The organism is Dactylosporangium sp. CA-139066, assembly GCF_050936175.1.
Classification (GTDB): Bacteria; Actinomycetota; Actinomycetes; order Mycobacteriales; family Micromonosporaceae; genus Dactylosporangium.
This window is the reverse complement of sequence record NZ_JBNJNH010000001.1, coordinates 8,420,884-8,444,366: the sequence shown is the minus strand read 5'-3', so window position 1 is coordinate 8,444,366 and position 23,483 is coordinate 8,420,884. Positions and strand designations below refer to the sequence as shown.

At 73.3% G+C, this 23,483-nt stretch carries 18 protein-coding genes; 7 read left to right on the top strand and 11 right to left on the bottom strand.

Features of this window, described 5'->3' with window-relative positions; all coding sequences use genetic code 11:
* Positions 1-59 precede the first annotated feature (59 nt).
* Positions 60-566 (top strand): LPXTG cell wall anchor domain-containing protein, encoded by a 507-nt coding sequence (locus ACQEVU_RS38640; RefSeq protein WP_433332623.1) that lies wholly within the window; start codon positions 60-62, stop codon positions 564-566.
* Positions 567-600: 34 nt separating this feature from the next.
* The gene (locus ACQEVU_RS38635) at positions 601-4,371 is read left to right on the top strand and encodes a tetratricopeptide repeat protein (RefSeq protein WP_433332621.1); all 3,771 of its coding nucleotides are present in this window, start codon (positions 601-603) and stop codon (positions 4,369-4,371) included.
* Here the strand turns inward: ACQEVU_RS38635 and ACQEVU_RS38630 are convergent.
* The 4 genes from ACQEVU_RS38630 to aceB are packed head-to-tail and all read right to left on the bottom strand — an operon-like array spanning position 4,368 to position 9,805.
* Complete coding sequence (locus tag ACQEVU_RS38630) at positions 4,368-5,594, bottom strand: (Fe-S)-binding protein (protein ID WP_433332619.1); 1,227 nt, start codon at positions 5,592-5,594, stop codon at positions 4,368-4,370. The genes ACQEVU_RS38635 and ACQEVU_RS38630 overlap by 4 nt on opposite strands.
* A gap of 4 nt (positions 5,595-5,598) precedes the next feature.
* Positions 5,599-6,795: an FAD-binding oxidoreductase gene (locus ACQEVU_RS38625; protein ID WP_433332617.1), complete on the bottom strand. Its 1,197-nt coding sequence runs from the start codon at positions 6,793-6,795 to the stop codon at positions 5,599-5,601.
* Positions 6,795-8,249: an FAD-linked oxidase C-terminal domain-containing protein gene (locus ACQEVU_RS38620; RefSeq protein WP_433332615.1), complete on the bottom strand. Its 1,455-nt coding sequence runs from the start codon at positions 8,247-8,249 to the stop codon at positions 6,795-6,797. Before ACQEVU_RS38620 ends, ACQEVU_RS38625 begins: the two co-directional genes overlap by 1 nt.
* Positions 8,246-9,805 (bottom strand): malate synthase A, encoded by a 1,560-nt coding sequence (gene aceB, locus ACQEVU_RS38615; protein WP_433332613.1) that lies wholly within the window; start codon positions 9,803-9,805, stop codon positions 8,246-8,248. Before aceB ends, ACQEVU_RS38620 begins: the two co-directional genes overlap by 4 nt.
* A 130-nt stretch (positions 9,806-9,935) precedes the next feature.
* On the opposite strand from aceB, the gene ACQEVU_RS38610 reads away from it, so the two are divergent.
* Both ACQEVU_RS38610 and ACQEVU_RS38605 read left to right on the top strand, forming a co-directional pair.
* On the top strand, positions 9,936-10,865 hold the full coding sequence (locus ACQEVU_RS38610) for an FKBP-type peptidyl-prolyl cis-trans isomerase (protein WP_433332611.1): 930 nt from the start codon (positions 9,936-9,938) through the stop codon (positions 10,863-10,865).
* Positions 10,866-11,014: 149 nt separating this feature from the next.
* Positions 11,015-11,794: an SDR family NAD(P)-dependent oxidoreductase gene (locus tag ACQEVU_RS38605; protein WP_433332609.1), complete on the top strand. Its 780-nt coding sequence runs from the start codon at positions 11,015-11,017 to the stop codon at positions 11,792-11,794.
* Here ACQEVU_RS38605 and ACQEVU_RS38600 read toward each other — a convergent pair.
* A complete protein-coding gene (locus ACQEVU_RS38600) occupies positions 11,769-12,986 on the bottom strand; it encodes a hypothetical protein (RefSeq protein WP_433332607.1) in 1,218 nt (405 codons plus the stop codon). The two genes, ACQEVU_RS38605 and ACQEVU_RS38600, sit on opposite strands and share 26 nt — an antisense overlap.
* A gap of 66 nt (positions 12,987-13,052) precedes the next feature.
* Here ACQEVU_RS38600 and ACQEVU_RS38595 point away from each other — a divergent pair, with 66 nt between their 5' ends.
* The 3 genes from ACQEVU_RS38595 to ACQEVU_RS38585 all read left to right on the top strand — a co-directional run bounded on the left by ACQEVU_RS38595 (position 13,053) and on the right by ACQEVU_RS38585 (position 15,932).
* On the top strand, positions 13,053-14,819 hold the full coding sequence (locus tag ACQEVU_RS38595; protein ID WP_433332605.1) for a thiamine pyrophosphate-dependent enzyme: 1,767 nt from the start codon (positions 13,053-13,055) through the stop codon (positions 14,817-14,819).
* Between the two features lie 10 nt (positions 14,820-14,829).
* Positions 14,830-15,087: a hypothetical protein gene (locus ACQEVU_RS38590; protein ID WP_433332603.1), complete on the top strand. Its 258-nt coding sequence runs from the start codon at positions 14,830-14,832 to the stop codon at positions 15,085-15,087.
* 305 nt (positions 15,088-15,392) lie between these two features.
* Complete coding sequence (locus tag ACQEVU_RS38585; RefSeq protein WP_433332601.1) at positions 15,393-15,932, top strand: DUF1062 domain-containing protein; 540 nt, start codon at positions 15,393-15,395, stop codon at positions 15,930-15,932.
* A gap of 7 nt (positions 15,933-15,939) precedes the next feature.
* On the opposite strand, the gene ACQEVU_RS38580 is transcribed toward ACQEVU_RS38585, so the two are convergent.
* The 6 genes from ACQEVU_RS38580 to ACQEVU_RS38555 all read right to left on the bottom strand — a co-directional run bounded on the left by ACQEVU_RS38580 (position 15,940) and on the right by ACQEVU_RS38555 (position 23,458).
* Complete coding sequence (locus ACQEVU_RS38580; protein ID WP_433332599.1) at positions 15,940-16,410, bottom strand: hypothetical protein; 471 nt, start codon at positions 16,408-16,410, stop codon at positions 15,940-15,942.
* A gap of 70 nt (positions 16,411-16,480) precedes the next feature.
* Positions 16,481-19,585 (bottom strand): ExeM/NucH family extracellular endonuclease, encoded by a 3,105-nt coding sequence (locus tag ACQEVU_RS38575; protein WP_433332597.1) that lies wholly within the window; start codon positions 19,583-19,585, stop codon positions 16,481-16,483.
* 800 nt (positions 19,586-20,385) lie between these two features.
* Positions 20,386-20,901 (bottom strand): gluconokinase, encoded by a 516-nt coding sequence (locus ACQEVU_RS38570; RefSeq protein ID WP_433332595.1) that lies wholly within the window; start codon positions 20,899-20,901, stop codon positions 20,386-20,388.
* Between the two features lie 446 nt (positions 20,902-21,347).
* Complete coding sequence (locus ACQEVU_RS38565) at positions 21,348-22,208, bottom strand: septum formation family protein (protein ID WP_433332593.1); 861 nt, start codon at positions 22,206-22,208, stop codon at positions 21,348-21,350.
* The gene (locus ACQEVU_RS38560; RefSeq protein WP_433332591.1) at positions 22,205-22,606 is read right to left on the bottom strand and encodes a hypothetical protein; all 402 of its coding nucleotides are present in this window, start codon (positions 22,604-22,606) and stop codon (positions 22,205-22,207) included. The genes ACQEVU_RS38565 and ACQEVU_RS38560 overlap by 4 nt, the downstream gene beginning before the upstream one ends.
* Before the next feature lie 189 nt (positions 22,607-22,795).
* Positions 22,796-23,458: a response regulator transcription factor gene (locus ACQEVU_RS38555; RefSeq protein WP_433332589.1), complete on the bottom strand. Its 663-nt coding sequence runs from the start codon at positions 23,456-23,458 to the stop codon at positions 22,796-22,798.
* Positions 23,459-23,483: the final 25 nt, after the last annotated feature.

The following is a 23,483-nucleotide window of genomic DNA, read 5'->3' as shown; positions in this document are numbered from 1 at the left end:
GTCAAGCACAACGCCGACCTCACGGCGAGCGCATCCTCGCCGACCGGGCCATCGGCGACGTGGTCGACGTGCGCCTGGTCGTGAAGAACAACGGCCCGTCCGCCGCGTGGGGCTTCGCCGTCGGCCTGAGCGCGCCCGAGGGCACCGAGTTCGTCGGCCCGGCCGTTGAGCAGTGCTGGACGCCGCCGCGCACCGACATGGTGTGCAAGCCCACCGGTTTCGTGAAGCCCGGCCAGGCGTACGAGCAGACGTTCCAGCTGAAGTTCAAGTGGGCGGGCGCCAGGCCGGGCACGGTCAGTGTCACGGACAACTGGCAGCAGGGCCCGGACCCCGACCCGTACTTCCACATCGTCGACCCGGACACCTCGAACAACACGGCCGAGTTCCACGTGACCCTCGGTTCGTCGGCGCCGCACCCGTCGGCCAGCGCAACCGCCGGCGAGCCGCTGCCGGTCACCGGCACCAGCGTGACGCTCTACGTCGCGGTCGGCGCGGCCCTCGCCCTGGCCGGCGCGGTCCTGCTGGCCCTCGTCCGCCGGCGCCGGGTGCGGTTCGCCGCCGAGTGACCTCCTGGCCGGGACCGGTCCGTCAGCTATTGGCATGAGGATCGGTGACCCGGCCGAGGCGCCCCTGCGGGGCACGTCGCTGGACGTGTCGTTGTCGGTGACCGCCGGCGCGGTGCGGTTGTGCGGCCCGGGCGTGGACGTGTCGGCGCCGCATGGTGGGGTGCTGCCTGGGTTGTCGAACGCGTTGCATGACGTGCGGTTGGAGCGGGCGCGGTCCGGTGTGGCGGTGCGGGAGGTCGACTCTGACCAGTCGGGGGCGGGTCTGGTGTCGTTGCGCCGGGCGGGTGAGCTGCTGGCTGAGTCGTTCCTGCCGGCGCCGGTGGCGGCCGGGTTGCGGGGTTTGGTGGAGCGTGCGGTACGTGAGCATGTGGCGTTGCGGTTGGCGGTGGAGGCGCCGGGTTTGGCGTGGTTGCCGTGGGAGGTGTTGCCGGACCCGGTGACCGGCCAGCCCCTCGCCCTGCATCCCCTGGTGGTGGTTTTCCGGCGGAGTGGTGGGGATGTGGGGGTGCCGGGGCGGTTGGCGGGGCCGTTGCGGATTGTGGTGGCGATCGCGTCGCCGGTGGCTGGTGGTGGTCCGTTGCTGGATTACGAGCACGAGTTGCGGGCGGTGCTGGCGGCGGTGCGGCAGGCGCGGCGGGCGCGGGGCCGGGTGGAGGTGGTGCCGTTCGCGACGACGGCGGCGATCCGGGCCGCGTTGAACGTGCCCGGCGGGGTGCACGTGCTGCACATCTCGGCGCACGGTAAGCCGGGGGCGCTGATTCTGGAGGACGAGGAGGGTCGGGCGCGGGAGGTGACGGCGGAGCAGTTGCTGGTGGAGGCGGTGCCGGCGGGCCGGATGCCGCCGGTGATCAGCTTGGCCGCGTGTTACACCGATGCCGCCGGTGAGGCTGATGGTTCTTCGTACGCGGCGCGGTTGGCGGCTCACGGGGCGTGTGCGGTGATCGGGACGCAGACGAGCGTGACCGATCGCTACGCGACGCTGTTGTTCGCGCGGGTGTATGCGGAGCTGGCGGGGAGTCCGGGGGCGGATGTGGTGCAGGCGGTTGCCGATGCCCGGCGGATGGTGCAGCAGGAGCTGCTGAGCGCTACGAGTCCGGTCAGCCGCCGGTTGGCGGGGATGGATGAGTGGGGTGTGGTCACTCTGCAGGCCAGCGCCGGGGCGGTCCCGGTGGTCGACGACGGGTTGCCGGTGGTGGCGGTGCCGGCGGCGCGGCCGACGGCGTGGGGGCCGGTCGAGGCCCGCCCGGTCGGGCAGTTCGTCGGCCGCCGCGCCCTGCAACGCCGCCTCCCGTCGGTGCTGGACGGCGATGAGTACGCCGGTCTGGTGTTGCACGGCATTGGTGGGGTCGGGAAGACGACCTTGGCGGCGGAGGTGCTGCGCCGGACGGTCCAGGCTGATCCGGGGTGGCGGGTGGCGAGCCTGTTCGGGGAGGTGACCGTCGACGGGGTCCTGGCCGAGGTGGCGGCGGTCGCCCGGCGGGAGCTGCTGGTGCGTGGGCAGGTGGCTGGGTTGGCGGCGCAGGGGGTGGCGGTTGCGGGGCGGGTGGATGTGCCGTGGCGGGACCGGTTTGAGGTGCTGCGCGAGCATGTCCTGCACGAGGTGCGCATCCTGGTGGTGCTGGACAACTTCGAGGACAATCTCACCGCCGACGGCGCGGCCGTCGCCGATCCGAACCTGGCGGAGCTGCTGGCCGGGTGGGCGACAGCCCCCGGGGGCAGCCGGCTGCTGATCACCTCACGCTACCCGCTGCCACTGCCCGGCGGGCGGCTACTGGCCCAGCCGCTCGGGCCGCTGTCGGCGGCGGAGACGGGGAAACTGTTGTGGTCGTTGCCGCACATTGACCGGCACGCCACCGATGACCCGGCGGTGGAGCAGATCTGGCGGGTGGTCGGCGGCCACCCGCGGTCGCTGGAGTACCTGGATGCGCTGCTTGGGCATGGTGAGGCGCGGTTCGAGGACATCACCGCCCGGCTCGCCGACGCGGCGAAGACCCGCCTCGGACCCGACCAGGCCGGGACCTGGCTGGTGCAGGACCGCACCCTGGATGCGGCGCTGGCCGACACGGTCACCCTCGCCGCCGACGACGTCCTGCTCACCGAACACCTCAACCGGCTCACCACCATCCCCGGCGCCATCGACCTGCTCATGGCCATCAGCGTCTACCGCGAACCGATCCCCACGGTTGCGCTCACCTTCCATATCGGCATCCCGAAACCGGCCGACCAGGTCACCGCCGACACCGACGCCCGCGAGGAACAGCAGCAGGCCGCCATCGAGCAGATCGTCGGCCTGCTCGCCGCGTACGACCTCACCTTCGACGAGATGGACGCCGCCCTGGATGACGGCGGGCCGCTCACCCCGGCCGAACGCGACACCCTGCAGGACCTGTTCGTCGCCGCTGCGCGGCCGCCCCGGTCGCCGTACACGGAACCGGCCGGCCTGGCCGAGCTGCTGGACGTCCTGCGGTACAGCAGCCTCATCCACCACGACCCGGTCGACGGGGTGGTGTTCATGCACCGGTGGACCGCCACCGAACTGCACCACCGCTGGCAGCGCACCACCACCCTCGACCCGGGCAAGGACCCCATCCGCCGGGCCCATCGGACCGCGGCCGCGTACTGGCAGTGGCGGGTCACAGCCTGGCCGCAGGACCCGGCCGCGGACCTCCACGACCTCGAAGAGGCCCGCCACCACCTGGTCAGCGCCGGGGACCTCGAGACCGCCGGCGCCGTGACTGAGGGCATCGGCCAGCAGCTCGAATCCTGGGGCGCGTGGGACCGAGCCACCAGCCTCATCATCGACACCCTGCGCTGGCTACCCACCGACTCGCCACGCCGCCCCGCCCACCTCGGCCAGCTCGGCAACCTCGCCCACCGCCGCGGGGACTACGCCGAGGCCGAACGCCGCTACCAGCAGTCCTTGGCCATCTTCGAGGAGCTCGGCGACCAGTTGGGCCTCGCCAGCTGCAATCACCAGCTCGGCATGCTCGCCCAGGGCCGCGGGGATCACGCCGAGGCCGAACGCCGCTACCAGTGGGCAATCGGCATGTTCGAGCAGCTCGGCGAACAGGCCGGTCAGGCCGCCGGCCATCATCAGCTCGGCATCCTCGCCTACCTTCGCGGCGACGACGCCGAGGCCGGACGCCGCTACGAGCGATCCCTGGCCATCAGGGAGCAGCTCGGCGACCAGGCCGGCCTCGCCCTCGGCTATCACCAGCTCGGCCTGCTCGCCCAGCGACGTGGGGACCACGCCGAGGCCGAGCGCCGCTACCAGCAGTCCTTGGCGATCTTTGCGGAGCTCGGCGACCGGGCCAGCCGGGCCGCGGGCTATCACCAGCTCGGCATCCTCGCCCACCGCCGCGGCGACTACACCGAGGCCGAACGCCGCTACCGGCAGTCCCTGGCCATCAAGGAGCAGCTCGGCGACCAGTCCGGCCTCGCCACCAGCTACGGCCAGCTCGGGATCCTCGCCCAGGACCGGGGGGACCACACCGAGGCCGAACGTCTCTACCAGCGGTCGCTCGTCATGTTCGAGCAGCTCGAGGACCAGGCTGGAGTCGCCACCAACCTGAGCCAGCTCGCCAGCGTGCGGATCGCCGGCGGTGACAGCGCCGCGGCGATACCCCTGTACGTGCGGGCTCTCTCCATCAGGCTCGCCCTGGACATGCCGCAGGCCGCCGGCAACATCGAACAACTCGCGCGGATCCGCGGGCAGATCGGCGATGCGGCGTTCGCTGCGGCGGCCCGCCGGGTCGTTGACGGCGCCTCCTACGACAACCTCGTCGCGCTGCTCGAGGCGCGTTAGGAGAGCACCTCGGGCCGGACGCCGCGGATGGAGGCGTCCAGGACCTGGGCCGTGTGCGCCAGGCGCAGCTTGGCGCCGGCCCGGGACGCCGCCGCGGCGATCTGCATCAGGCAGCCGGGGTTGGCCGTGACGAGCAGCGACGCCCCCGTCGACAGCACGGCCTGGGCCTTGCGATCGCCCAGCTCCGCAGCCGGGCCCGGGTTGAGAATGTTCCAGATGCCGGCCGAACCGCAGCAGATCTCCGGATCGGGGATCTCGCGCAGGTCGAGGCCCGGGATGCCGCGCAGCAACGCGCGCGGCTGGGTGCGCACGCCCTGGGCGTGCGCCAGGTGGCAGGCGTCGTGGTATGCGGCCGTCAGCGGCACCGGATGCCGCGGCGCGACCGGGCCCAGCTCGGCCAGGAACTCCGACAGGTCGCGGACCTTGGTGCCAAGGGCGAGCGCCCGCGGGTCGTCGGGCAGCAGCTCCGCGATCTCCTTGAGCGCCGACCCGCAGCCGGCCGCGTTCACGACCAGGACGTCGACGTCCGTGAACGACGACAGCAGGCCGGCGGCGAAGCGGGCCGACTCGGTCCGGCGTCCACTGTGGAGGCTCAGGGCGCCGCAGCAGCCCTGCGACGGCGGGATGACCACGTCGCAGCCCTCGGCGGCCAGCACGCGGGCCGTCGCGGCGTTCACCGACGGGAAGAACGCGTGTTGCACGCAGCCCGTGAGCAGGCCGACGCGGGCGCGGCGCGGGCCAAGGGCCGGCACGAACGACGGCAACGGCACGGCGCGGCGGACCGGTGGGGCCAGGTCGATCAGGGTGCGCAGGGTCGCCGGCAGGCGGCTTTTCAAGGGCAGACCCAGGCGTTGGTACCCCACCAGCGGCGCCTTCGCCGCCCGCAGCCGGCGCGGGTACGGGAACAGCGCGAACACGGCGGCCCGCAGTGCCCGGCCGGCGGGCGGGCGGACCTGCTCGACCATCGTGCGGGTCTCGGTGATGAGGCGGTCGTACTGCACGCCCGACGGGCAGGCCGTCACGCACGCCATGCAGCCCAGGCAGGCGTCGAAGTGGCCGGCCATGGAGCTCGTCAGGGGTTCGCCCTCGGACTCCTGCAGCATCAGCTGGATGCGGCCGCGCGGGGAGTCCATCTCCTCGCCCCACAGGACGTACGTGGGGCAGGTCGGCAGGCAGAAGCCGCAGTGGACGCAGTCGTTGATGAGGTCGCGGCGCTCCTGCATCGCGCTAGATACCTCCTACGAAGCGGCCCGGGGCCAGGGTGCCGTACGGGTCGAACTGTTCCTTCACGCGGCGCATCAGGTCCAGGCCGTCGACGTGGCCCCAGACGTCGATGCGGGCGCGCACGGCGGCGGGCGCGGTCAGCACCACGCAGTGGCCGGCGCCGGCCCTCGTCGCGGCGCGCAGGTCGCTCACCACGCCGGCCACCACGCCGGGGTCGGTGGTGCCGGGGAGGCCGGCGTAGAGCACGCCCGTGCCGGCCGAACCGCGCACGCGCAGGGACACGTCGTGCAGGCGCGCGGTCACGCCGGCCGCGGTGAGCAGGTACGGCACCCTCGACAGCGCGCAGGTGAGCTTGATGCCGACATCGCCGGGCGACCACGGGTACCGGCCCCAGCCGGGCGGCGGCGTCTCGTGCTGGGTGGCGTCCGCGCCGAGCAGCTTCTCGAGGTCGGCGGCGCGGCGCTCGACGCCGGCCGGCACGCCCTCCACGAGCGCGGTGACCGTGAGCGGGCCCGGGCCGGGCTCCATGTCGACCTCGAGGGCGCTCGGGACCACCTGCGAGCCGAGCACCGCGGCGACGGCGTGGCCGGCCGCCTCCGGGTCGTCGGCCGGCGCCGACACGAAGCGGGACGCGGCGGGGAGCGGGTGGAGGCGGAAGGCGCACTCGGTGATGACGCCGAGGGTGCCGTACGAGCCGGCGACGAGCTTGCCGAGGTCGTACCCGGCCACGTTCTTCACGACCTTGCCGCCGGCCCGGGCGACCACGCCGTCGGCCCGCACGACGGTGACGCCGATGAGCAGGTCGCGGACCGTGCCGTAGAGCATGCGGCGGGGGCCCGAGGCGTTGACGGCGACGGTGCCGCCGACCGTCGACCCGGGCAGCGGGTCGTCGAGGGCGAGCTGCTGGCCGGCGGGGCGCAGCGCCTCCTGGACCTCGCGCAGCGGGGTGCCGGCGCGCACCACGGCGACGAGGTCGCCGGCGGCGTGCTCGACCAGGCCGCACACGCCGCGCAGCTCCAGGATCACGTCGAGGCGCTGCGGCGGCAGCGCCCAGTCCTGCCGGGTGCCCTCGCCGCGGGCGACCAGCGCCAGCCCGTCGGCGGCGGCGCCGCGGACCACGTCGGCCACCTCCGCGGTCGAGGCCGGCGTGGCCACCGCCGCGGCCGGGACGCCGGCGATCTCAGCTGAAGGCGGCAGCATCAGAAGATCTCCACTCCGGAGCCGTGCAGCGGATGGACGCCCTTGCGCCGGCCGGGTACCTCGCCGCACAGCCGCGGCGTCGGGAACACCTTGCCGGGGTTGGCCAGGCCCCGCGGGTCGAACGCGCAGCGGACCAGCTGCATCGTGTCGAGGTCCTCGTCGGAGTACATCCGCGGCAGGTGTTTGGCCTTGTCGACCCCGACGCCGTGCTCGCCGGTGATGGAGCCGCCGTGCTCCACGCAGAGGTCGAGGATCGCCCCGGACACCGTCTCGGCCCGCTCGGCCTGGCCGGCGACCGCCTCGTCGAACAGGACCAGCGGGTGCAGGTTGCCGTCGCCGGCGTGGAAGACGTTGGCGACGCGCACGCCGTGCTCGCGGGCGAGCTCGCCGATGCGGGTGAGGACCTGCGGCAGGGCGGTGCGGGGGATGACGCCGTCCTGGACGATGTAGTCGGGGGAGATGCGCCCGACCGCGGCGAACGCGGACTTGCGCCCCTTCCAGAACAGCGCCCGCTCGGCGTCGTCGGCGGCGATGCGGATCTCGAAGGCGCCGTGGGCGCGGCAGAACTCCTCGACGGCGGCGAACTGGGCGTCGACCTCGGCGGCGGGGCCGTCGAGCTCGACGATGAGCACGGCGCCGGCGCCCTCGGGGTAGCCGCAGTGCACGGCGGCCTCCGCGGCCTCGATGGCCAGGGCGTCCATCATCTCCACGGCGGCGGGGACCACGCCGGCGGCGATGATGGCCGAGGTGGCGGCGCCGGCCTCGTCGGTGCCGCCGAACGCCGCGAGCAGGGTGCGCACGGCCTCGGGCAGGCGCACCAGGCGTACCGTGACCTCGGTCGCGATGCCCAGCGTGCCCTCGGAACCGACGAACGCGCCGAGCAGGTCGTAGCCGGGGGCGTCGGGCGCGCGGCCGCCGAGGCGGACCAGGTCGCCGTCCGGGGTCACGATCTGCACGCCGGTCACGTGGTTGGCGGTGAAGCCGTACTTCAGGCAGTGCGCCCCGCCCGAGTTCTCCGCCACGTTGCCGCCGATCGAGCAGATCTGCTGGCTGGAGGGGTCGGGCGCGTAGTAGTACCCGTGCGGGTTGGCGGCCCGGCTCACCTGCAGGTTGATGACCCCGGGCTCGAGCACGGCCCGCTCGTCCAGCGGCGCGATCTCGAGGATGGCGCGCAGCTGCGAGGTCACGATGAGCGCGCCCTCGGCGTGCGGCAGCGCCCCGCCGGACAGGCCGGTGCCGGAGCCGCGGGCCACGAACGGCACCCCGGCGGCGACGCAGGCCCGCACCACGGCCGCGCACTCCTCGGCGGTGCGGGGCAGCAGCACGATGCCCGGGATGACGCGGTAGTGCGCCAGCCCGTCGCACTCGTACGTGCGCAGCCGCTGCCGGTCGGTGATCACCTGATCCGGCCGCAGCAACCCCCGCACCGTCGCGGCGAGCGCATCGAGGGTCATGGCATACGTTCGTACGCCGGGATGGTCAAAAAGTCCACAAAGTCGTCGGCCACGGCCACCTCCATGAACAACGTGCGCGCCTCGGCGAAGTCCCCGTCGAGCTTCGCCAGCTCCTCGTCGGCGATCTTCTCCACCAGCTCGCGCGTCACCTTCTCGCCGGTGTCGTCGAGCGTCACGTCGTTGTGCAGCCACTGCCAGACCTGCGAGCGGGAGATCTCGGCCGTCGCCGCGTCCTCCATGAGGTTGTTGATGGCCACCGCGCCGGTGCCGCGCAGCCACGCGGCGAGGTACTGCACGCCGACGCTGACCGCGTTGCGCAGCCCGGCCTCGGTGCGCTGCCCCGGCGTCGCGCCGACGGCGAGCAGGTCCGCGGCGCTCACCGACACGTCCTCGCGCAGCCGGCCGAGCTGGTTGGGCCGATCGCCCAGCACGCCGTCGAAGATCTCCCGGCAGACCGGCACGAGGTCCGGGTGGGCGACCCACGAGCCGTCGAAGCCGTCGCCGGCCTCGCGGGTCTTGTCCGCGCCGACCTTCTCCAGGGCGACCCGGTTGATCTCGGGGTCGCGCCGGCTCGGGATGAACGCGGCCATGCCGCCGATCGCGTGGGCGCCCCGCTTGTGGCAGGTGCGCACGAGCAGCTCGGTGTAGGCGCGCATGAACGGCACGGTCATCGTCACCGTGTTGCGGTCCGGCAGCATGAAGTCGCGGCCGCGGGTGCGGAACTTCTTGATGACGCTGAACATGTAGTCCCAGCGGCCGGCGTTGAGCCCGGCGGAGTGCTCGCGCAGCTCGTAGAGGATCTCCTCCATCTCGAACGCGGCCGGGAACGTCTCGATGAGCACCGTGGCGCGGATCGTGCCGGTCGGGCGGCCGAAGCGCTCCTCGGCGAACGTGAACACGTCGTTCCACAGCCGGGCCTCGAGGTGGGACTCCATCTTCGGCAGGTAGAAGTACGGCCGGGTGGCGAGGTGGTTGTGGAAGAAGTACAGCCCGAAGTCGGTCAGCGAGCCCGAGGTCGGGCGCCCGTCGACGAGGATGTGCTTCTCGGGCAGGTGCCAGCCGCGGGGCCGCACCACGATCGTCGGCCGGGGGCCCTCCGCCAGCCGGTACTGCCTGCCCTCCGGCGAGGTGTACGACAGCGTCCCGGCGATCGCGTCGCGCAGGTTGAGCTGCCCCTGCACGACGTTGTCCCACAGCGGCGTGTTGGCGTCCTCGTGGTCGGCGAGCCAGACCTTCGCCCCCGAGTTGAGCGCGTTGATGGTCATTTTCGCGTCGGTCGGCCCGGTGATCTCCACCCGGCGGTCCTCCAGGCCGGGCGCCGGCTCGGCGACGCGCCAGTCGGCCTCCCGCACGTCGGCCGTCTCCGGCAGGAAGCCGAGGGTGCCGCCGGCGGCCAGCGCCGCCTCGCGCTCCTTGCGCAGCCCGAGCAGCTCCAGGCGCCGCTCGTCGAAGGCGCGATGCAGATCTGCCAGGAAACTCAGAGCCTCTTCGGTGAGGATCTCGGCGAATCGTTCGCCGAGCGGTCCGGTACTCTCGACGCCCGTAGCGTTGCCCATACAACCGACCTTAGGCCATATCGTCCGGCACCCCGGTGCGTGCCGGAAGGCGTGTGGTATGGGAAGCTCTGCCGAACAAATCTCGGGTCCGTCACCGTGCGGGGCCGCCCACCAGGGGAGTCGACGAACTGTGAGCGATCGGGGCAGGAACCGCCGCCCGGCAAGGTCGACCAAGGCCACCCCGCCGAAGGCGGCCGCGGCCGAGCCGGACGCATCGACGGAGGACGAGGTCACCGAGGCCACCCCGGCCACCGCCGGGGAGGCGGAGGAGACGACCGCCGCGGAAGTTTCAGACGCGGCCGAGGCGGACGAGTCCGACGAGTCCGAAACGTCCGACGGGGACGATGCGGACGGCAAGGACAACGAGGACGACAAGGCCAAGGCGAAGCCCAAGGGGCCCGCGCCGCTGACGAAGGCCGAGAAGCGCGCCGCGGCCCGCGTCGCCGCCGCCAAGGTCGCCCGCCGCAAGCGCGTCGGCCAGGCGATCGCCGGCTCGATCATCGTCCTGCTCGCCATCGGCGGCGCGTTCGCCGGCGTGTGGTACTTCGGCGACCGCGCCGAGCAGAAGAAGACCGAGTGCAAGCCGATGGCCGAGTCGTCGTACCCGCCCATGCTCGGCGGCTTCGACAAGCGCCTGGCCGAGGAGCCCAAGGTCGACGCCGGCGGCGACCAGCGCGTCGCCATCCGCGACGTCAAGACGGTCATCCAGGGCAACTGCAAGACCGTCAAGCCGGGCGACACCGTCGTGGTCAACTACGTCGGCGCGACCTACAAGGACGGCAAGGTCTTCGACTCGTCCTGGACCCGCAAGCAGACGTTCCCGGTCCAGGTCGGCATGGCCGAGCAGAACCAGCAGCCCCAGGTCATCGAGGGCTGGGACCGCGGCCTCGTCGGCGTGAAGGTCGGCAGCCGCATCATCCTGGACATCCCGGCCAAGGAGGCCTACGGCGACACCCCGCAACAGCAGGGCGCGCCCGCCGGCGACCTGCGCTTCGTCGTCGACGTCCTCGACATCCAGGCCCCCGACGCGTCCGGCGGCCTGCAGATCCCCGGCAACTAGCGGCCCTCACTGCGGCCCCGCGCGAAGGGCGGCCTCGGCGATACGCCCGAGGCCGCCCTTCGCCGCTGCGGAGCCAGGGCGGCGCCGGAACGACGTAGGGGAGAGCGGCCACGACCGCCGGCACGATGCAGGCGAGATACGTTGGGCGCATGAGCGAAGTGCTGCTGACCGGCGCCACCTCGGGCCTCGGGCGCTGGCTCGCGCCCGAGCTGGGCGCCGCCGGGCTCACCGTCCTGCTGCACGGCCGCGACCCGCGCAAGGTCGAGCGCGGCGTGGCCGAGGTGGAGGCGGCCGACGGCAAGGCCGAGGGGTTCGTCGCCGACCTGGCCGACCTCGCCGACGTCGACCGGCTCGCCGCCGCCGTCGGCGGGCGCCCGCTCACGGTGCTGGTGAACAACGCGGGCGTGGGCTTCGGCGCCCGCGACGGCGGCCGGGAGCTCTCCGCCGACGGCTACGAGCTGCGCTGGGCGGTCAACCTGCTCGCCCCGGTCCGGCTCACCGAGGCGCTCCTGCCCACCCTGCGGGCCAACGCGCCGGCCCGCATCGTCAACGTCGGCTCGCTCGGGCAGCGGCCGATCGACTTCGACGACCTGCAGCTGGAGCGGCACTACAACGGGGTCGACGCGTACCGCCGCGCCAAGCTCGCCCTGGCCGCCTGGACCTTCGACCTCGCCGCCGGGCTCGCCGGCACCGGGGTCACCGCCAACTGCATCCACCCGGCGACGTTCATGGACACCGGGATGGTCCGGCAGTACGGCCAGCGCCCCTTCACCACCGTGGAGCAGGGCGGCCGCGCGACCCTGCGGCTCATCCTCGAGGAGCCGGGCACCGGGCTCTTCTTCGACGGCGAGCACCCCGCCGAGCCTCACCCCGACGCCAGGGACCCGGCGGTGCGGGCCCGGCTCAGGGACGCGTTGCGACCCGCCTGAGGCGCTCGACCACCCCCGGGTGGGGCCACCCGCGCAGCCGGTAGCGCTCCGGCTCCAGCCCCGGCTCCGGCTCCAGGTCGACCTCCCGGGCCACGGCGTCCCAGGCCACGAAGAACGGCGCGACCTCCTCGTCGTCGCCCGCGTCGGCGGTGAACACGACGAAGTCGGCCCGCGGCAGCAGCGTGTCGACCCCCTCGGCCCAGCTCGCCCACGAGAACACCGAGCCGTCCGGGCGCTGCGCGACGCCGTGCTCGGCCACGAACGCGTCCGTCTTCAGGTGCCGGCCCTGCGCCTCGTACTCCGCGTTCGCCATCAGCACCGCCGAGCGGTGCGCGACCTCGTGCATCGGGTCGCCCGGCGGCGGCCGGAACGGCACCACCTCGCCGTCGCCGTCGACGGTGAACGCCATCGGCGAGATCGGCCGGGCCGCGTCGCGGTACTCCCGTTCCACGAGCTCGAACAGCTTGCCGAGGCTCTCCGGGGTGTCGTCGGCGGTGCGCCCGACGAGCAGCACCCCGGTCGTGTCCGGCACGAACAGCAGCGGCGGCCCGCCGACCCGCCCCCGCTGCCCGGCCAGCCAGCCGTCGACGAACAGGTGCGAGGCCCAGTACGCCTCGCCGGACTCGACCATCCGGATCAGCGAGCGCGGGCCCGGGCCGTCGCTCGCCTCGGTGGTGCGCCGCGCGATCTCCGCCATGTTGCGCCGGGCCCGGTCGAACACCGTGCGCTCGGTGACCCCCCACTCCCGCGCCTGCTTCGTGGTCACGTAGATCATCGACGTGGGCTGGTCGACGACCACGAACTCGGCCAGGTACGCCCACGCGGGCCGGCGCAGCGGCAGCGCCGCCTCCCGATCCACGCCGAGGCCGAAGGTGACCGTGCGCAGCAGCGGCCGCAGCAGCGGGGCGACCTCCTCCCACGTCTGCGGGGCGCCCGGGTTGAAGATCAGCGCGCCGATGAACGTGGCGATGCGCTGGCGGCGCTCGGCCCGCCCGGCGCGGGCGCACTCGCGGAAGAGGTTGCCCAGGTAGGCGATCGCCGGCGGCTCGGCCGGCGAGTCCCGCCGGACCTCGATCGCGAACTGTTCGCGCAGGTAGCGGGCCTGCGCCACGCCGGCGTCGCGCATCGCGGTGAGCACCCGGCGGGCGAAGCGGTCCTCGGGCGTCCCCAGCAGCCGGTCGAACACTCCCATGGCCCAGCACGCTACCGGATCACGGCGGGCAGGTTTGGACACCGCGGATGTGGCAAAGCCGTGGGTATGACGAAGCAGACCGTGGGCGAGGCGATCATCGCCCGGCTGGCCGACTGGGGCGTCGACACGGTGTTCGGCCTGCCCGGCGACGGGATCAACGGCCTGATGGAGGGGCTGCGCCGCAACGCCGACCGGATGCGCTTCGTGCTCGTGCACCACGAGGAGGCGGCCGCGTTCATGGCCGTCGCGCACGCCAAGGCCACCGGCCGCCTCGGCGTCTGCCTGGCCACCTCCGGCCCCGGCGGCATCCACCTCGCCAACGGCCTCTACGACGCCAAGCTCGACCACGCCCCGGTGCTCGCGATCACCGGCGCCCAGGAGTCCGGCGTCCTCGGGACCGCATATCAACAGGAGGTACACCTGGACCGGCTCTTCCAGGACGTCGCCGTCTACAACGAGCCCGTCGTCAACCCGGCCCAGGTGCCCGCCCTCGTCGACATCGCCGTGCGCACGGCGCTGGCGCGCCGCGGCGTGGCCCACCTGACCGTCCCCAACGACGTGCAGGTCGCCGCGGCCGGCGACAACCCGTACGAGGACGTCGGCCCGGTGCGCGCCCCGGCGACCGCGCCGGTGTGGGTGCCCCCGCCGGTCCGCCCCGCCGACGACGACCTGCAGGCCGCCGCCGACCTGCTCAACGCCGCCGAGCGCCCGGCGATCCTGGCCGGCATCGGCGCGCGCGGCGCCGGCGCCCTGGTCGAGCTCACCGCCGACGTGCTCGGCGCGCCGATCGTCAAGTCGCTGCTGGGCAAGATGGTCGTGCCGGACGACTCGCCGTTCTCGCTCGGCGGCCTGGGCCTGCTCGGCACGTCGCCCAGCGAGGACCTCATGGCCGAGTGCGACACCCTGCTCATGGTCGGCACGAACTTCCCGTACACGAAGTTCCTGCCCGAACCCGGCCAGGCCCACGTCGTGCAGATCGAGGCCGAGGCGAGCCGCGCCGGCACCCGCATCCCGACGGACGTGCCCCTCGTCGGCGACGCCGCCGCCACCCTGGAGTCGCTGCTGCCCCGCCTGCGCCGGCGTCCGGAGCACAAGCATCTGCAGCGGTACCAGGAGAAGATGCGCGACTGGCGCGAGCGCATGGCGGGCCTCGAGAACGCGCACCGGTCCCCGATCGCCCCGCAGTACCTGGCCGCCGCCCTGGACCGGGCCGCGGCCGGCGACGCGATCCTGTGCTGCGACTCGGGCACGGTGGCCACCTGGGCGGCCCGGCACTGGCAGGTCACCGGCCGCCGCGAGTTCTACCTCTCCGGCACCCTGGCCACCATGGCCCCGGGGCTGCCCTACGCGATCGCGCTGCAGCACGAGTACCCCGGCCGCCAGTGCATCGCCCTCGTCGGCGACGGCGGCTTCGCGATGCTCATGGGCGAGTTCCACACCGCCGCCCGCTACGGCCTGCCGGTCAAGGTCGTCATCAACAACAACAACGCACTCGGCATGATCGTCTGGGAGCAGATGGTGCTGGGCCTGCCGGAGTACGGCGTCCGCTTCGGCGACCCGGCCCCCGACTACGCCTCGTGGGCCCGCGGCTGCGGCGGCTTCGGCGCCCGCGTCGAGGACCCCGCCGACCTGCCCGCGGCCCTGGCCGACGCCCTCGCCCACGACGGCCCCGCGCTGCTCGACGTCGCCGTCGACGCCAACGAGCCGCCCATGCCGGCGAAGGTCACCTACCAGCAGGCGGTCCACTTCGCCGAGGCGTTCCTGCGCGGCCAGCCCCACCGGGCCGCGATCGCCACCACGATCCTGAAGGACCGGATCACGACCCTGAAGTGAGGGGATCCCGATGCGCGCCCAGCCCCGCGGTCACCACGGCACCGCCGACCACCCGTACAGCGCCCTGAACCTGCGGCTGGTGCTCGCGACGTTCGGCTTCTTCACCAGCGCCGTGCTCGGCGCGCTGGCCCTGAGCGCCGGCTTCGTCTGGCTGGCGGTCATCCTGTGGGTCCTGGCGGCGACGGCCCTGGTCGACGCGGTCGTGGTCGAGCTGCGCCGCCGCGCCCGCCGCCGCGAGGGCGGCGGCCGCGGCTCCCTGTTCGAATAGCGGTACCCGAGCCGGCCGAGGTCCCGCACGGCATGTTCTGACGGCCGGCCCGGAAAACCGCTTGAGTCCTCCGTCCGCGGTTGCATAGGTTGCCGGGAGCACCCGTCGCCGCGAGGACAGAGGACAACCGCGTGACCCCTCCCGCTCTGTAGACCTGACGCTCTTCTGCGCGCATCTGCGGCCGGCGCCCCCGCCGGCTCTGCCGGGCTGCCCGTGGGCGCCCGTTCATGCGGCGTTCGAGGCCGCGCGTAATCGGCCTCGGTCAGGTCTTCAGAGAGATCACCATGTCTTCACAACCTCATATCGTGCTGCCCTGGGTCGTCCGCCGGACCAGACTGCCGCTGCTGTCGCTGCGGTGCCTGGACTGCCGGTCGGAGTCGGCCACCACCGGCGAGGGCCGGTTCCGCGTCAACGCCAACGGCAAGCTGCTGGACGTGTGGCTGCTGGTCCGCTGCGTCTCCTGCGATCGGACGAGCAAGCTCACCGTGCACGAGCGAGCCACGGTCAGGTCCTTCGACCCGGCCGAGCTGCACGGCTACCACGCCAACGACCCGGAACGGGTGGCGGCCACGCTGCTGGACCCGCTGCTCGCCCGGCGCAACCGGTTCACCCTCGACTGGACGGGGGCCTGGCGGCTGGACGGCCCGCCGCCCCGGCTCGACGAGGCGTGGCCGGTCCAGGTGGACGTCGTCTTCGACGATCCGGTGCCGGTACGCCCGGACCGGCTCATCGCGCACGGGCTCGGCCTCAGCCGGAACGAGGCCCTGCGCCGGATCAAGTGCGACGTCGCACTGCACCGCCCGACGACCGCCGGATTCACCTTCATCGTGATGATGCGGACCTAGCCGGCCGTTACGGGAACATCCGGCCGGCGGTGGGGTCCCAGCCCTTGACGAGGATCGGGGGCTGCGGGCCCGCCGCCGGCCACAGCTGCAGGCGCAGCGGAAGGGGGTCCGCGGCCGGCGGGTCCTCGGTGAACGGCTCGTGCGTCAGCGAGACGCGCAGCCGCAGCCAGCCCGCCGGGACGTCGAAGCGGTCGCCGTCGTCGTCGCCGTACGTCGGGCAGGTCAGCCGCAGCCGGCCGGACGGCGACTCCAGGCTGCACTCGGTGACGTGCGCAAAGGCGTCCGCGTCGGGCGGCGGCGGGGCGTCGAGGACCTCGACGGTGACCACGACCGGGGCGTTGACGCCGGTCATGACGGCGACGGCGTCGCCGGCCGGCGCCACGTGGTCGTTGCCGATCCAATGGTCGGCGAGCTCGGCGGTGCAGGCCGTGTCGTACAGCTCGATCTGCATGTAGTCCGAGAACAGCGTGAATTCCATCGGCGCCCATCATGGCACCGGGGCCGCCCTCCGCGTGGAGGACGGCCCCGGGTTCATCGCAGCACTGCGATCAGGCGACGGGCTTCCACGGGCCGTAGGGGTCGCCGGGGGCCTGGTTGCGGGTCCACCACTTGGCGACGTACTTCTTGCCCTGGTACACCACGACGTCCCCGGTCGTGAAGACCCGCGACGCCGTCCAGACCGCGGTGCCGTCCGGCGACGTCACGATCTGCTGCCACGGGCCGTACGGGTCGCCGGGGGCCTGGTTCTGGGTCCACCAGAGGGCCTGCCAGGTCGAGCCGTTGTACGACACCTTGTCACCGGCGTTGTACACCGTCGACTTGCTCCACGCGGGAGCGGTCGGGGTGACCGGCGGGTTCAGGCCGACGACGACCGGGTCGTGGTCCGACGCCGTGAACGGGTCCGCGCCGTTGAACAGCAGGGTGGCGTTGTAGTTGTAGCGGCTGTAGGAGTACGCGATGGGCTCCTGGGCATTGATCTGCCACACGTCCGCGCCGGTGACCAGGGCGCGGGCGCCCGCGTTGGCCAGGACGTGGTCGAGGGAGCCCTGCAGGCCGTTGAACGAGTACGTCGCCTCCGACGGGTCGAAGGCCGAGCCCAGGTCGGTGTAGCCGGCCTGGTACAGCACCTGCAGCGGGTCCTCCTGCGTGTAGGCGTTGAAGTCGCCGACGAGGAAGATGCGGCCGGTGCCGAGCGCGGCCGCCGCCTGCGAAGCGAAGGCGGTCGTGTCCTGGGCCTCACGGACCCGGGTGGCGTTGAACGAGCCCTGGTCGACGGCGGGGGACGAGGTGTCCTCCGCGTCGCCGGGGTACAGCGCCGTCCCGCTGCCCTTGGACTTCCAGTGGTTGGCCACGACCAGGAACGCGTCGGCGTCGGTCGCGCCCGTCTTCTTGAAGCCCTGCGCGAGCGGCTCCCGGGCGATCGAGAACGGCTGGCCCGGGCCCGACGACGTGGTGAGGATCGTCGAGGCCCCGACGAGCGCGATGTCGGCCGGCTTGTAGATGAACGCGGTCCGGATGACGTCCTCGTCGGCGATCGCCGGGCGCTTGTCGGCGGCCGGCGACGGCACGTACGCCCACACCGTCGCACCGGCGGCGGCGTTGAGCGCGTCCACGAGCGTGGCGAGCGCGGCGTCGCGGTCCATGCCGAACTTCGCCGAGTTCTCCACCTCCTCCAGCGACACGACGGAGGCGCCGAGCCGGTTGATGCCGGTGACGATCTTCGCCTGCTGGCGCTGGAAGCTCGCGGCGTTGGCCGCCCCGCGCGGGCCGGCGCTGTTGCCGGGCCCCGTGCAGGTCTTGACGGAGATGTGGTTGCCGGCCCGGTCGTCGTAGTACGTGCAGGTGCCGAGGCCCCGGGCGACGTACTCCTCACCGGTCAGCGGGAAGTAGTTCTGCACGTTGAACGTCGCCAGGCGAACCTCGCCGCCGACCATCGCCGGCTGCTGGTTGGCGGCGCGCATGTCGCTGAACGTGGCGACCGCCGCGCCGTCGTCGGTCACCTGGTGGGTGGGCTGGAAGTTCCACAGCGAGAAGCGGTACTCCAGGATCACCGGCTGGTGGAACGTGACCTTCGACCCGATACTCACGGTGTTCGTCGCCGTGAACCACGGCAGCGGCGTGCCCGAGTTGGCCGCCGTGCTGTAGTTGACGCTCGCGCCGTCGTCGAGGGTCACCATGCGCGCGGCGTTGTCGGCCGCGGCCGCCTGCGCCTCGGCGCTGCCGGCCTGACCGGCGTCGGTCGGCTGGCGCAGCGGCTTGTCGCCGGCGGCCAGCGTGAACGAGCCGTACCAGTTGGCGTCGTAGTTGTCCGACACCGTGAAGCTGCCCTGCGGCGCCACCAGCTCGCCCTCGTGGGCCTCCTTCTGCGCGTCGGTGGTGAGGCTCGACCACGGCAGCGTGTCGGCCTTCACCGGTGGCAGCGGGGTGGCCAGCTTGGTCACCGACGGCGAGGAGATCTCGGTCTGGCCCTGGAACTCCTGCACGGTACCGCTGACCCGCACGCTGTCGCCGACCGCGACCTGCGCGGCCGACGCCGAGCCGAAGACGAACACGGCGTCGGAGGCGCCGGGCGTGGCGTCCTCGGCCTCGGTGCCGCCGGCGCCGCCGGTCTCCAGGAAGAAGCCGTTGAAGCCGCCAGTGGTGTAGACGGCGGTCACGACGCCCTCGGTGGTGACGGGCTGGCCGTCCAGCGGCGACGTGTCGGTGTTGGTGCCCTGGATCGCGGCGATCGGCACGACGGTCGTCGCGGCGTTCACCGTCCAGCCGAACGTCGCCGAGCCGGTGGCGCCGGTCGAGTCGGTCGCGGTGACCGTCACGCTCGACGTCCCGGCGGCCGACGGCGTGCCGGAGACGACGCCGCCGGACGAGACCGAAAGCCCGGCGGGCAGGCCGTCGGCGCTCCAGGTGTACGGCGACGTGCCCCCGGCGGCCGACAGCGTCAGCGGCGCGATGGCCGTGCCGGCCGTCGAGCTCTGCGCACCCGGGTTCGTCACCGTCACCGACGTGGTGCCGCCGTCGGAGGCCGCGTTCTGCGGCTGCGGCGTCGCGGTGCGGAAGTCCGCCCCGTTGTCGTCGGTGTCGGCCCCGGCCGCGTCGCGCTGGTAGCTCAGCACGATCGAGTTACCGTTCGCGGCCGTACCCTCGGGCGAGTTGCTGGTGCCCCACCCGATCTTGTCGATGACGGACGGGTCGGTCGGCAGCACCCCGGCCGCGCTGGCCGCGATGAACAGCGTCCCGCCGCCCGCACCCGGGTTGACGCTGGTACCGGTGTTCAGGTCGGCCGCCGGCAGCGGCGCCCCCGGGTTGGTGGCGGCGTTGTTGCTCGGCAGCTGGATGAGAAAGTGGCCGTGCGCGGCCACGGTCCCGGACAGCGCGAACACCTGCGCCCCGCTCGGCACCACCGTGCTGGTGGGCGCGCGGTACTGCAGCGTGTCCCCGCTGAGCGAGATCGGGCTCGACGTGGGGTTGTACAGCTCGACGAACTTGTTGAGGTAGCTGGCGCCGGACGAGCCGCCGTTGACGTATGCCTCGCTGATGACCAGGCCCGTTCCGGCCGGGTTGGCGGCCGCCGGGCCGCCGAGTAACGGCCACGCCAGGCCGGCGGTGGACAATGACAGGGCGAGGGTGACCCGCCGGACGAGCGCACGGGACATAGACCCGGACCTCCAGGTGGACGAGTTTCGACCGCCGCACGCGGCGGCCTGACCAACGGACGCTAGGCGCCGGACGGCACCGGACGGCGGCCGAAGTCTGAACGGCGTGTGACACGCTAAGGCACCCTGACGGAACTGAGGCCCGTGCCGATGCCCTACGGTCGATTTGTCCCACCCGCGCCCTGTGCTGCTGAGAGCGGTCCATGGACACGTGGGAGTGCTTCCATGGGCCCGCGTCAACCGTGCGCGCCGCTCCTCGTCGCGGGCTTTGCGGTCGCCGCGCCCTCGCCGGCGACGACGGACTTCAGCTGTGCGCCTCGCTGCTCGTCGCCGGCTCCGCGGTCGTCGTGCCGTCGACGGCATGTTGATTGCCGCGTCAATGTCGACGACAACCTGCCGTTCAACCGCGACGGTATCGACATCGTCGACATCGACGGACTTCAGGTGCGCCTCGCTGCTCGTCGCCGGCTCCGCGGTCGTCGTGCCGTCGACGGCATGTTGATTGCCGCGTCAATGTCGACGACAACCTGCCGTCCGACCGCGACGGTATCGACATCGTCGACATCGACGAATTGTCGACATCGGCCGACGTCCTGGTCGATGTCGACACCACGTCCTGGTCGAGCACGGCAGCCTGGCAACCGACGAGGACGTCAATCGTCTTCAAGTCCGACGACCCGGCCGGCGTGGACGACGTGACGGTGCGCCGCCTGTCCACGGTCGGCCGGTCGGCCAGCGCGAACGGCGTCAACCTCGGCACCGGGCCGCCGGCCGGGCATGACGGAGGAAGGGCCCGGCGGTCAGCTCACGTCGGGATGCGCCCTCAGGATCGCCTCGACGATCTGGTCCGGCGGTGGCTCGACCGACACCTCGGTCACGCCCTCGCCGGGCAGCGGCGGCTCCAGGTCGGCGAACTGGCTGTCGAGCATCTCCACGCGCATGAAATGGCCGTGCCGGGCCGTGAGCCGGCGCGCGATCAGCTCGCGGGAGCCGTCGAGGAACACCATGCGCACCTGCGGGCGGCCCTGGCGGAGCCGGTCGCGGTACACGCGCTTGAGCCCGGAGCACGTCACGACGCCGGACTCGCCGGCCGCGGCGCGCTCGTCGATCCAGCGGCCGATCGCCGCCAGCCAGGGCTCCCGGTCGGCGTCGGTGAGCGGGATGCCGGCGGCCATCTTGTCGACGTTCGCGGCGGGGTGGAAGTCGTCGGCCTCGGCGTAGGGCCAGCCGAGCCGACCGGCCAGCAGCGCGCCCACGGTGGTCTTCCCGGTCCCGGCGACCCCCATCACGACGAACACCGGCGGCGCATCTGGCATGGCCACACCGTACCCGCACGGCTCGCGGCCGGCGCGGGGCCGGGCCACGTCACGGATCGGCGCGGCACGGCTCGCGGCCGGCGCGGGGCCGGGCCACGTCACGGATCGGCGCGGCACGGCTCGCGGCCGGCGCGGGGCCGGGTTAGGTCGCGCCACGGCGCGGCACGGCTCGCGGCCGGGCCACGTCACGGATCGGTGCGGCACGGCTCACGGCCGGCGCGGGGCCGGGCCAGGTCACGCCGCGGCGCGGCACCGCTCGCGGCCGGCACTGAGCCGGGCCACGTCACGGATCGGTGCGGCACGGCCCGCGGCCGACACTGGGCCGGGCCAGGTCACGCCGCGGCGCGGCACGGCTCGCGGCCGGCGCGGGGCCGGGCCACGTCACGGATCGGTGCGGCACGGCTCGCGGGCGGCGCGGGGCCGGGCCAGGTCACGCAACGGCGCCGTCAGCCCTTGGGGATGTTCTTGCCCTTGGTGCCGAAGACCGAGCCCGTGATCGTCTTGCCGCTCCACATCACGAAGTAGCACTGCACGACGGCGATGCCGGACTTCTCCAGGCTGCGGGCGGCCCAGAAGTTGTAGCCCCAGGTGGCGTCGAGCGTCTTCGCGGTGACGCCCATCTCGGCGGCGATCTCGTCGCGGCACGCGACCTGGAACGGCGTCCACGCGGGGTCGTCCTTGTCCTTCGGCATCACGCTGCCGTAGGGCGCGCTGGCCGCGCCGACGTACTCGGCGCCGTGCGGCTGGGCGCAGTCGGCGGGGGTCAGGGTGTCGGAGTTCTCGGTCACGGTGTAGCAGTGCGGCGCGGCGGCGTTCTTCCCGGCGGCGTACGACCCCTGGACGGTCGTGAGGTTCGGTTCGCCGGGCGTGGAGTCGATCGCGATGAGCTCGCAGGCGAACCAGTGGGGGCCGCTGTTCCAGCCGGCGGTGTCCGGCACGCCGATCTCGTACGTCATGCCGCGCCGGCCCAGCGGCGCCCCGAGGTAGGCGGCGACCTTCGTGCGGCACTCCGCGTCGGCGGGGGCGAGGTCGGGGCTGCCGGCCTGCGGCGGGCCGGCGATGTTCAACTGGCCGACGTAGGCGATCTCGACCTGGTGATCCTTGGCGCAGTCGGTGACCACCGGCGTCATGATCTCGCCGCCGAACGGGCGCTCGTAGCACTGGCCGGCGACGGGCAGCAGAGGCGGAGCCGCCGAGGGAGAGGCCGGCGCGGCGGGGGGCGGCGACGAAGCGCCGGACTGGGCGCAGCCGGCGGTGAGGAGCAGGGCGGCGGCGATGAGGGCCGCGCCGTACCCGCGAAGGATCATCGGCACATCTTGCAGCACGCCTCGGCGAGGCGTTCGAGCAGCCACAGGTCGTAGCGGTAGCCCGCCGCGCCCGAGCGGCGGACCGCGACCAGGCCGCCGGCGCCGCCGTGGATGCGCACGTCGCGCCAGACCGGGCCGACCGGCGGCAGCGCGGCCAGCACCGCGGCGCCGGCCGGGGGCGCGCCCAGGTCGACGACGAACGCGCCGGCCGCGTTGCCCAGCGCCTGGATGTCGGGGACGGACGCCTCGACGCGGGTGACCATGGCGCCGCCGTCGGTGCGGATCTCGACCGCCCGGCCGCCGCGGACGCCCGCGAGCCGGACCCCGTCGTCGTCCTCGACCCGCGTGAGCCCCGCGGGCACGACCTCGGCCAAGAGCTCGGTCAGGCGTGCATCCACCCGACCAGGATCCGCGCGAGGGCGGGCGGCGTCAGTGGTGTGGGCACGACAGATTACCGTTCGGCCAGGTAGAGCAGCACCGCGCGCGGGCGGGCGGCGTCAGTGGTGTGGGCACCACAGATTACCGTTCGGCCAGGTAGAGCGGCACCGCGCGAGGGCGGGCGGCGTCTGTGGTGTGGGCACGACAGATTACCGGTCGGCCAGGTAGAGCAGCACCGCGCCGACGCGGCGGTGGGTCTCGCCCTCCTCGGCGAGGCCGAGCTTGGCGAAGATCGAGTTGATGTGCCGCTCGACGGCGCGGACGGTGACGAAGAGCCGGTCGGCGATCGTGGCATTGTTCGCGCCGGTGGCCATCTCGGACAGCACCTGCCGCTCCCGGGCGGTCAGGTGGCGCAGCGCGCTGGAGGCCGGGCGGCTGCGCGCGGTGAGCATCGACTCGACGATCCGCGGGTCGATGACCGAGCCGCCGCCGGCCACGGCGCGGACCGCCTCGGCGAGCTGGCCGGGCTGGGCCAGGCGCTCCTTGAGCAGGTACGCGCGGCCGGCCACGCCGTCCTGCAGCAGGGCGGTGGAGTGGGCCGGGTCGTCGTACTGGCTGAGCACCACCACGCCGACGGCCGGATGGCTGGCCCGCAGCGCGATCGCCGCGCGCACGCCCTCGTCGGTGTTGGTCGGCGGCATGCAGATGTCGGTGATCACGACATCCGGGCCTAACCGCTCCACAGTGGACAAAAGCTCGTCGTGGTCGGCGGCCAGTCCGATAACCGACAGGTCGGGCTGATCGTTCAGGAGTGCCCGGACGCCCTCCCGCACCAGCAGACTGTCATCGGCCACCACGACCCGGATATCCATGGGTCCGTAACCTACCCGGGGGAAG

Coding starts and splice junctions, on each gene's coding strand:
- ACQEVU_RS38590 (WP_433332603.1), top strand. CDS start 14,830: ATGCGCGCCCAGCCCCGCGGTCACCACGGCACCGCCGACCACCCGTAC.
- ACQEVU_RS38635 (WP_433332621.1), top strand. CDS start 601: ATGAGGATCGGTGACCCGGCCGAGGCGCCCCTGCGGGGCACGTCGCTG.
- ACQEVU_RS38630 (WP_433332619.1), bottom strand. CDS start 5,594: ATGCAGGAGCGCCGCGACCTCATCAACGACTGCGTCCACTGCGGCTTC.
- aceB (WP_433332613.1), bottom strand. CDS start 9,805: ATGGGCAACGCTACGGGCGTCGAGAGTACCGGACCGCTCGGCGAACGA.
- ACQEVU_RS38580 (WP_433332599.1), bottom strand. CDS start 16,410: ATGGAATTCACGCTGTTCTCGGACTACATGCAGATCGAGCTGTACGAC.
- ACQEVU_RS38575 (WP_433332597.1), bottom strand. CDS start 19,585: ATGTCCCGTGCGCTCGTCCGGCGGGTCACCCTCGCCCTGTCATTGTCC.
- ACQEVU_RS38570 (WP_433332595.1), bottom strand. CDS start 20,901: ATGCCAGATGCGCCGCCGGTGTTCGTCGTGATGGGGGTCGCCGGGACC.
- ACQEVU_RS38595 (WP_433332605.1), top strand. CDS start 13,053: ATGACGAAGCAGACCGTGGGCGAGGCGATCATCGCCCGGCTGGCCGAC.
- ACQEVU_RS38605 (WP_433332609.1), top strand. CDS start 11,015: ATGAGCGAAGTGCTGCTGACCGGCGCCACCTCGGGCCTCGGGCGCTGG.
- ACQEVU_RS38555 (WP_433332589.1), bottom strand. CDS start 23,458: ATGGATATCCGGGTCGTGGTGGCCGATGACAGTCTGCTGGTGCGGGAG.
- ACQEVU_RS38620 (WP_433332615.1), bottom strand. CDS start 8,249: ATGACCCTCGATGCGCTCGCCGCGACGGTGCGGGGGTTGCTGCGGCCG.
- ACQEVU_RS38565 (WP_433332593.1), bottom strand. CDS start 22,208: ATGATCCTTCGCGGGTACGGCGCGGCCCTCATCGCCGCCGCCCTGCTC.
- ACQEVU_RS38600 (WP_433332607.1), bottom strand. CDS start 12,986: ATGGGAGTGTTCGACCGGCTGCTGGGGACGCCCGAGGACCGCTTCGCC.
- ACQEVU_RS38625 (WP_433332617.1), bottom strand. CDS start 6,795: ATGCTGCCGCCTTCAGCTGAGATCGCCGGCGTCCCGGCCGCGGCGGTG.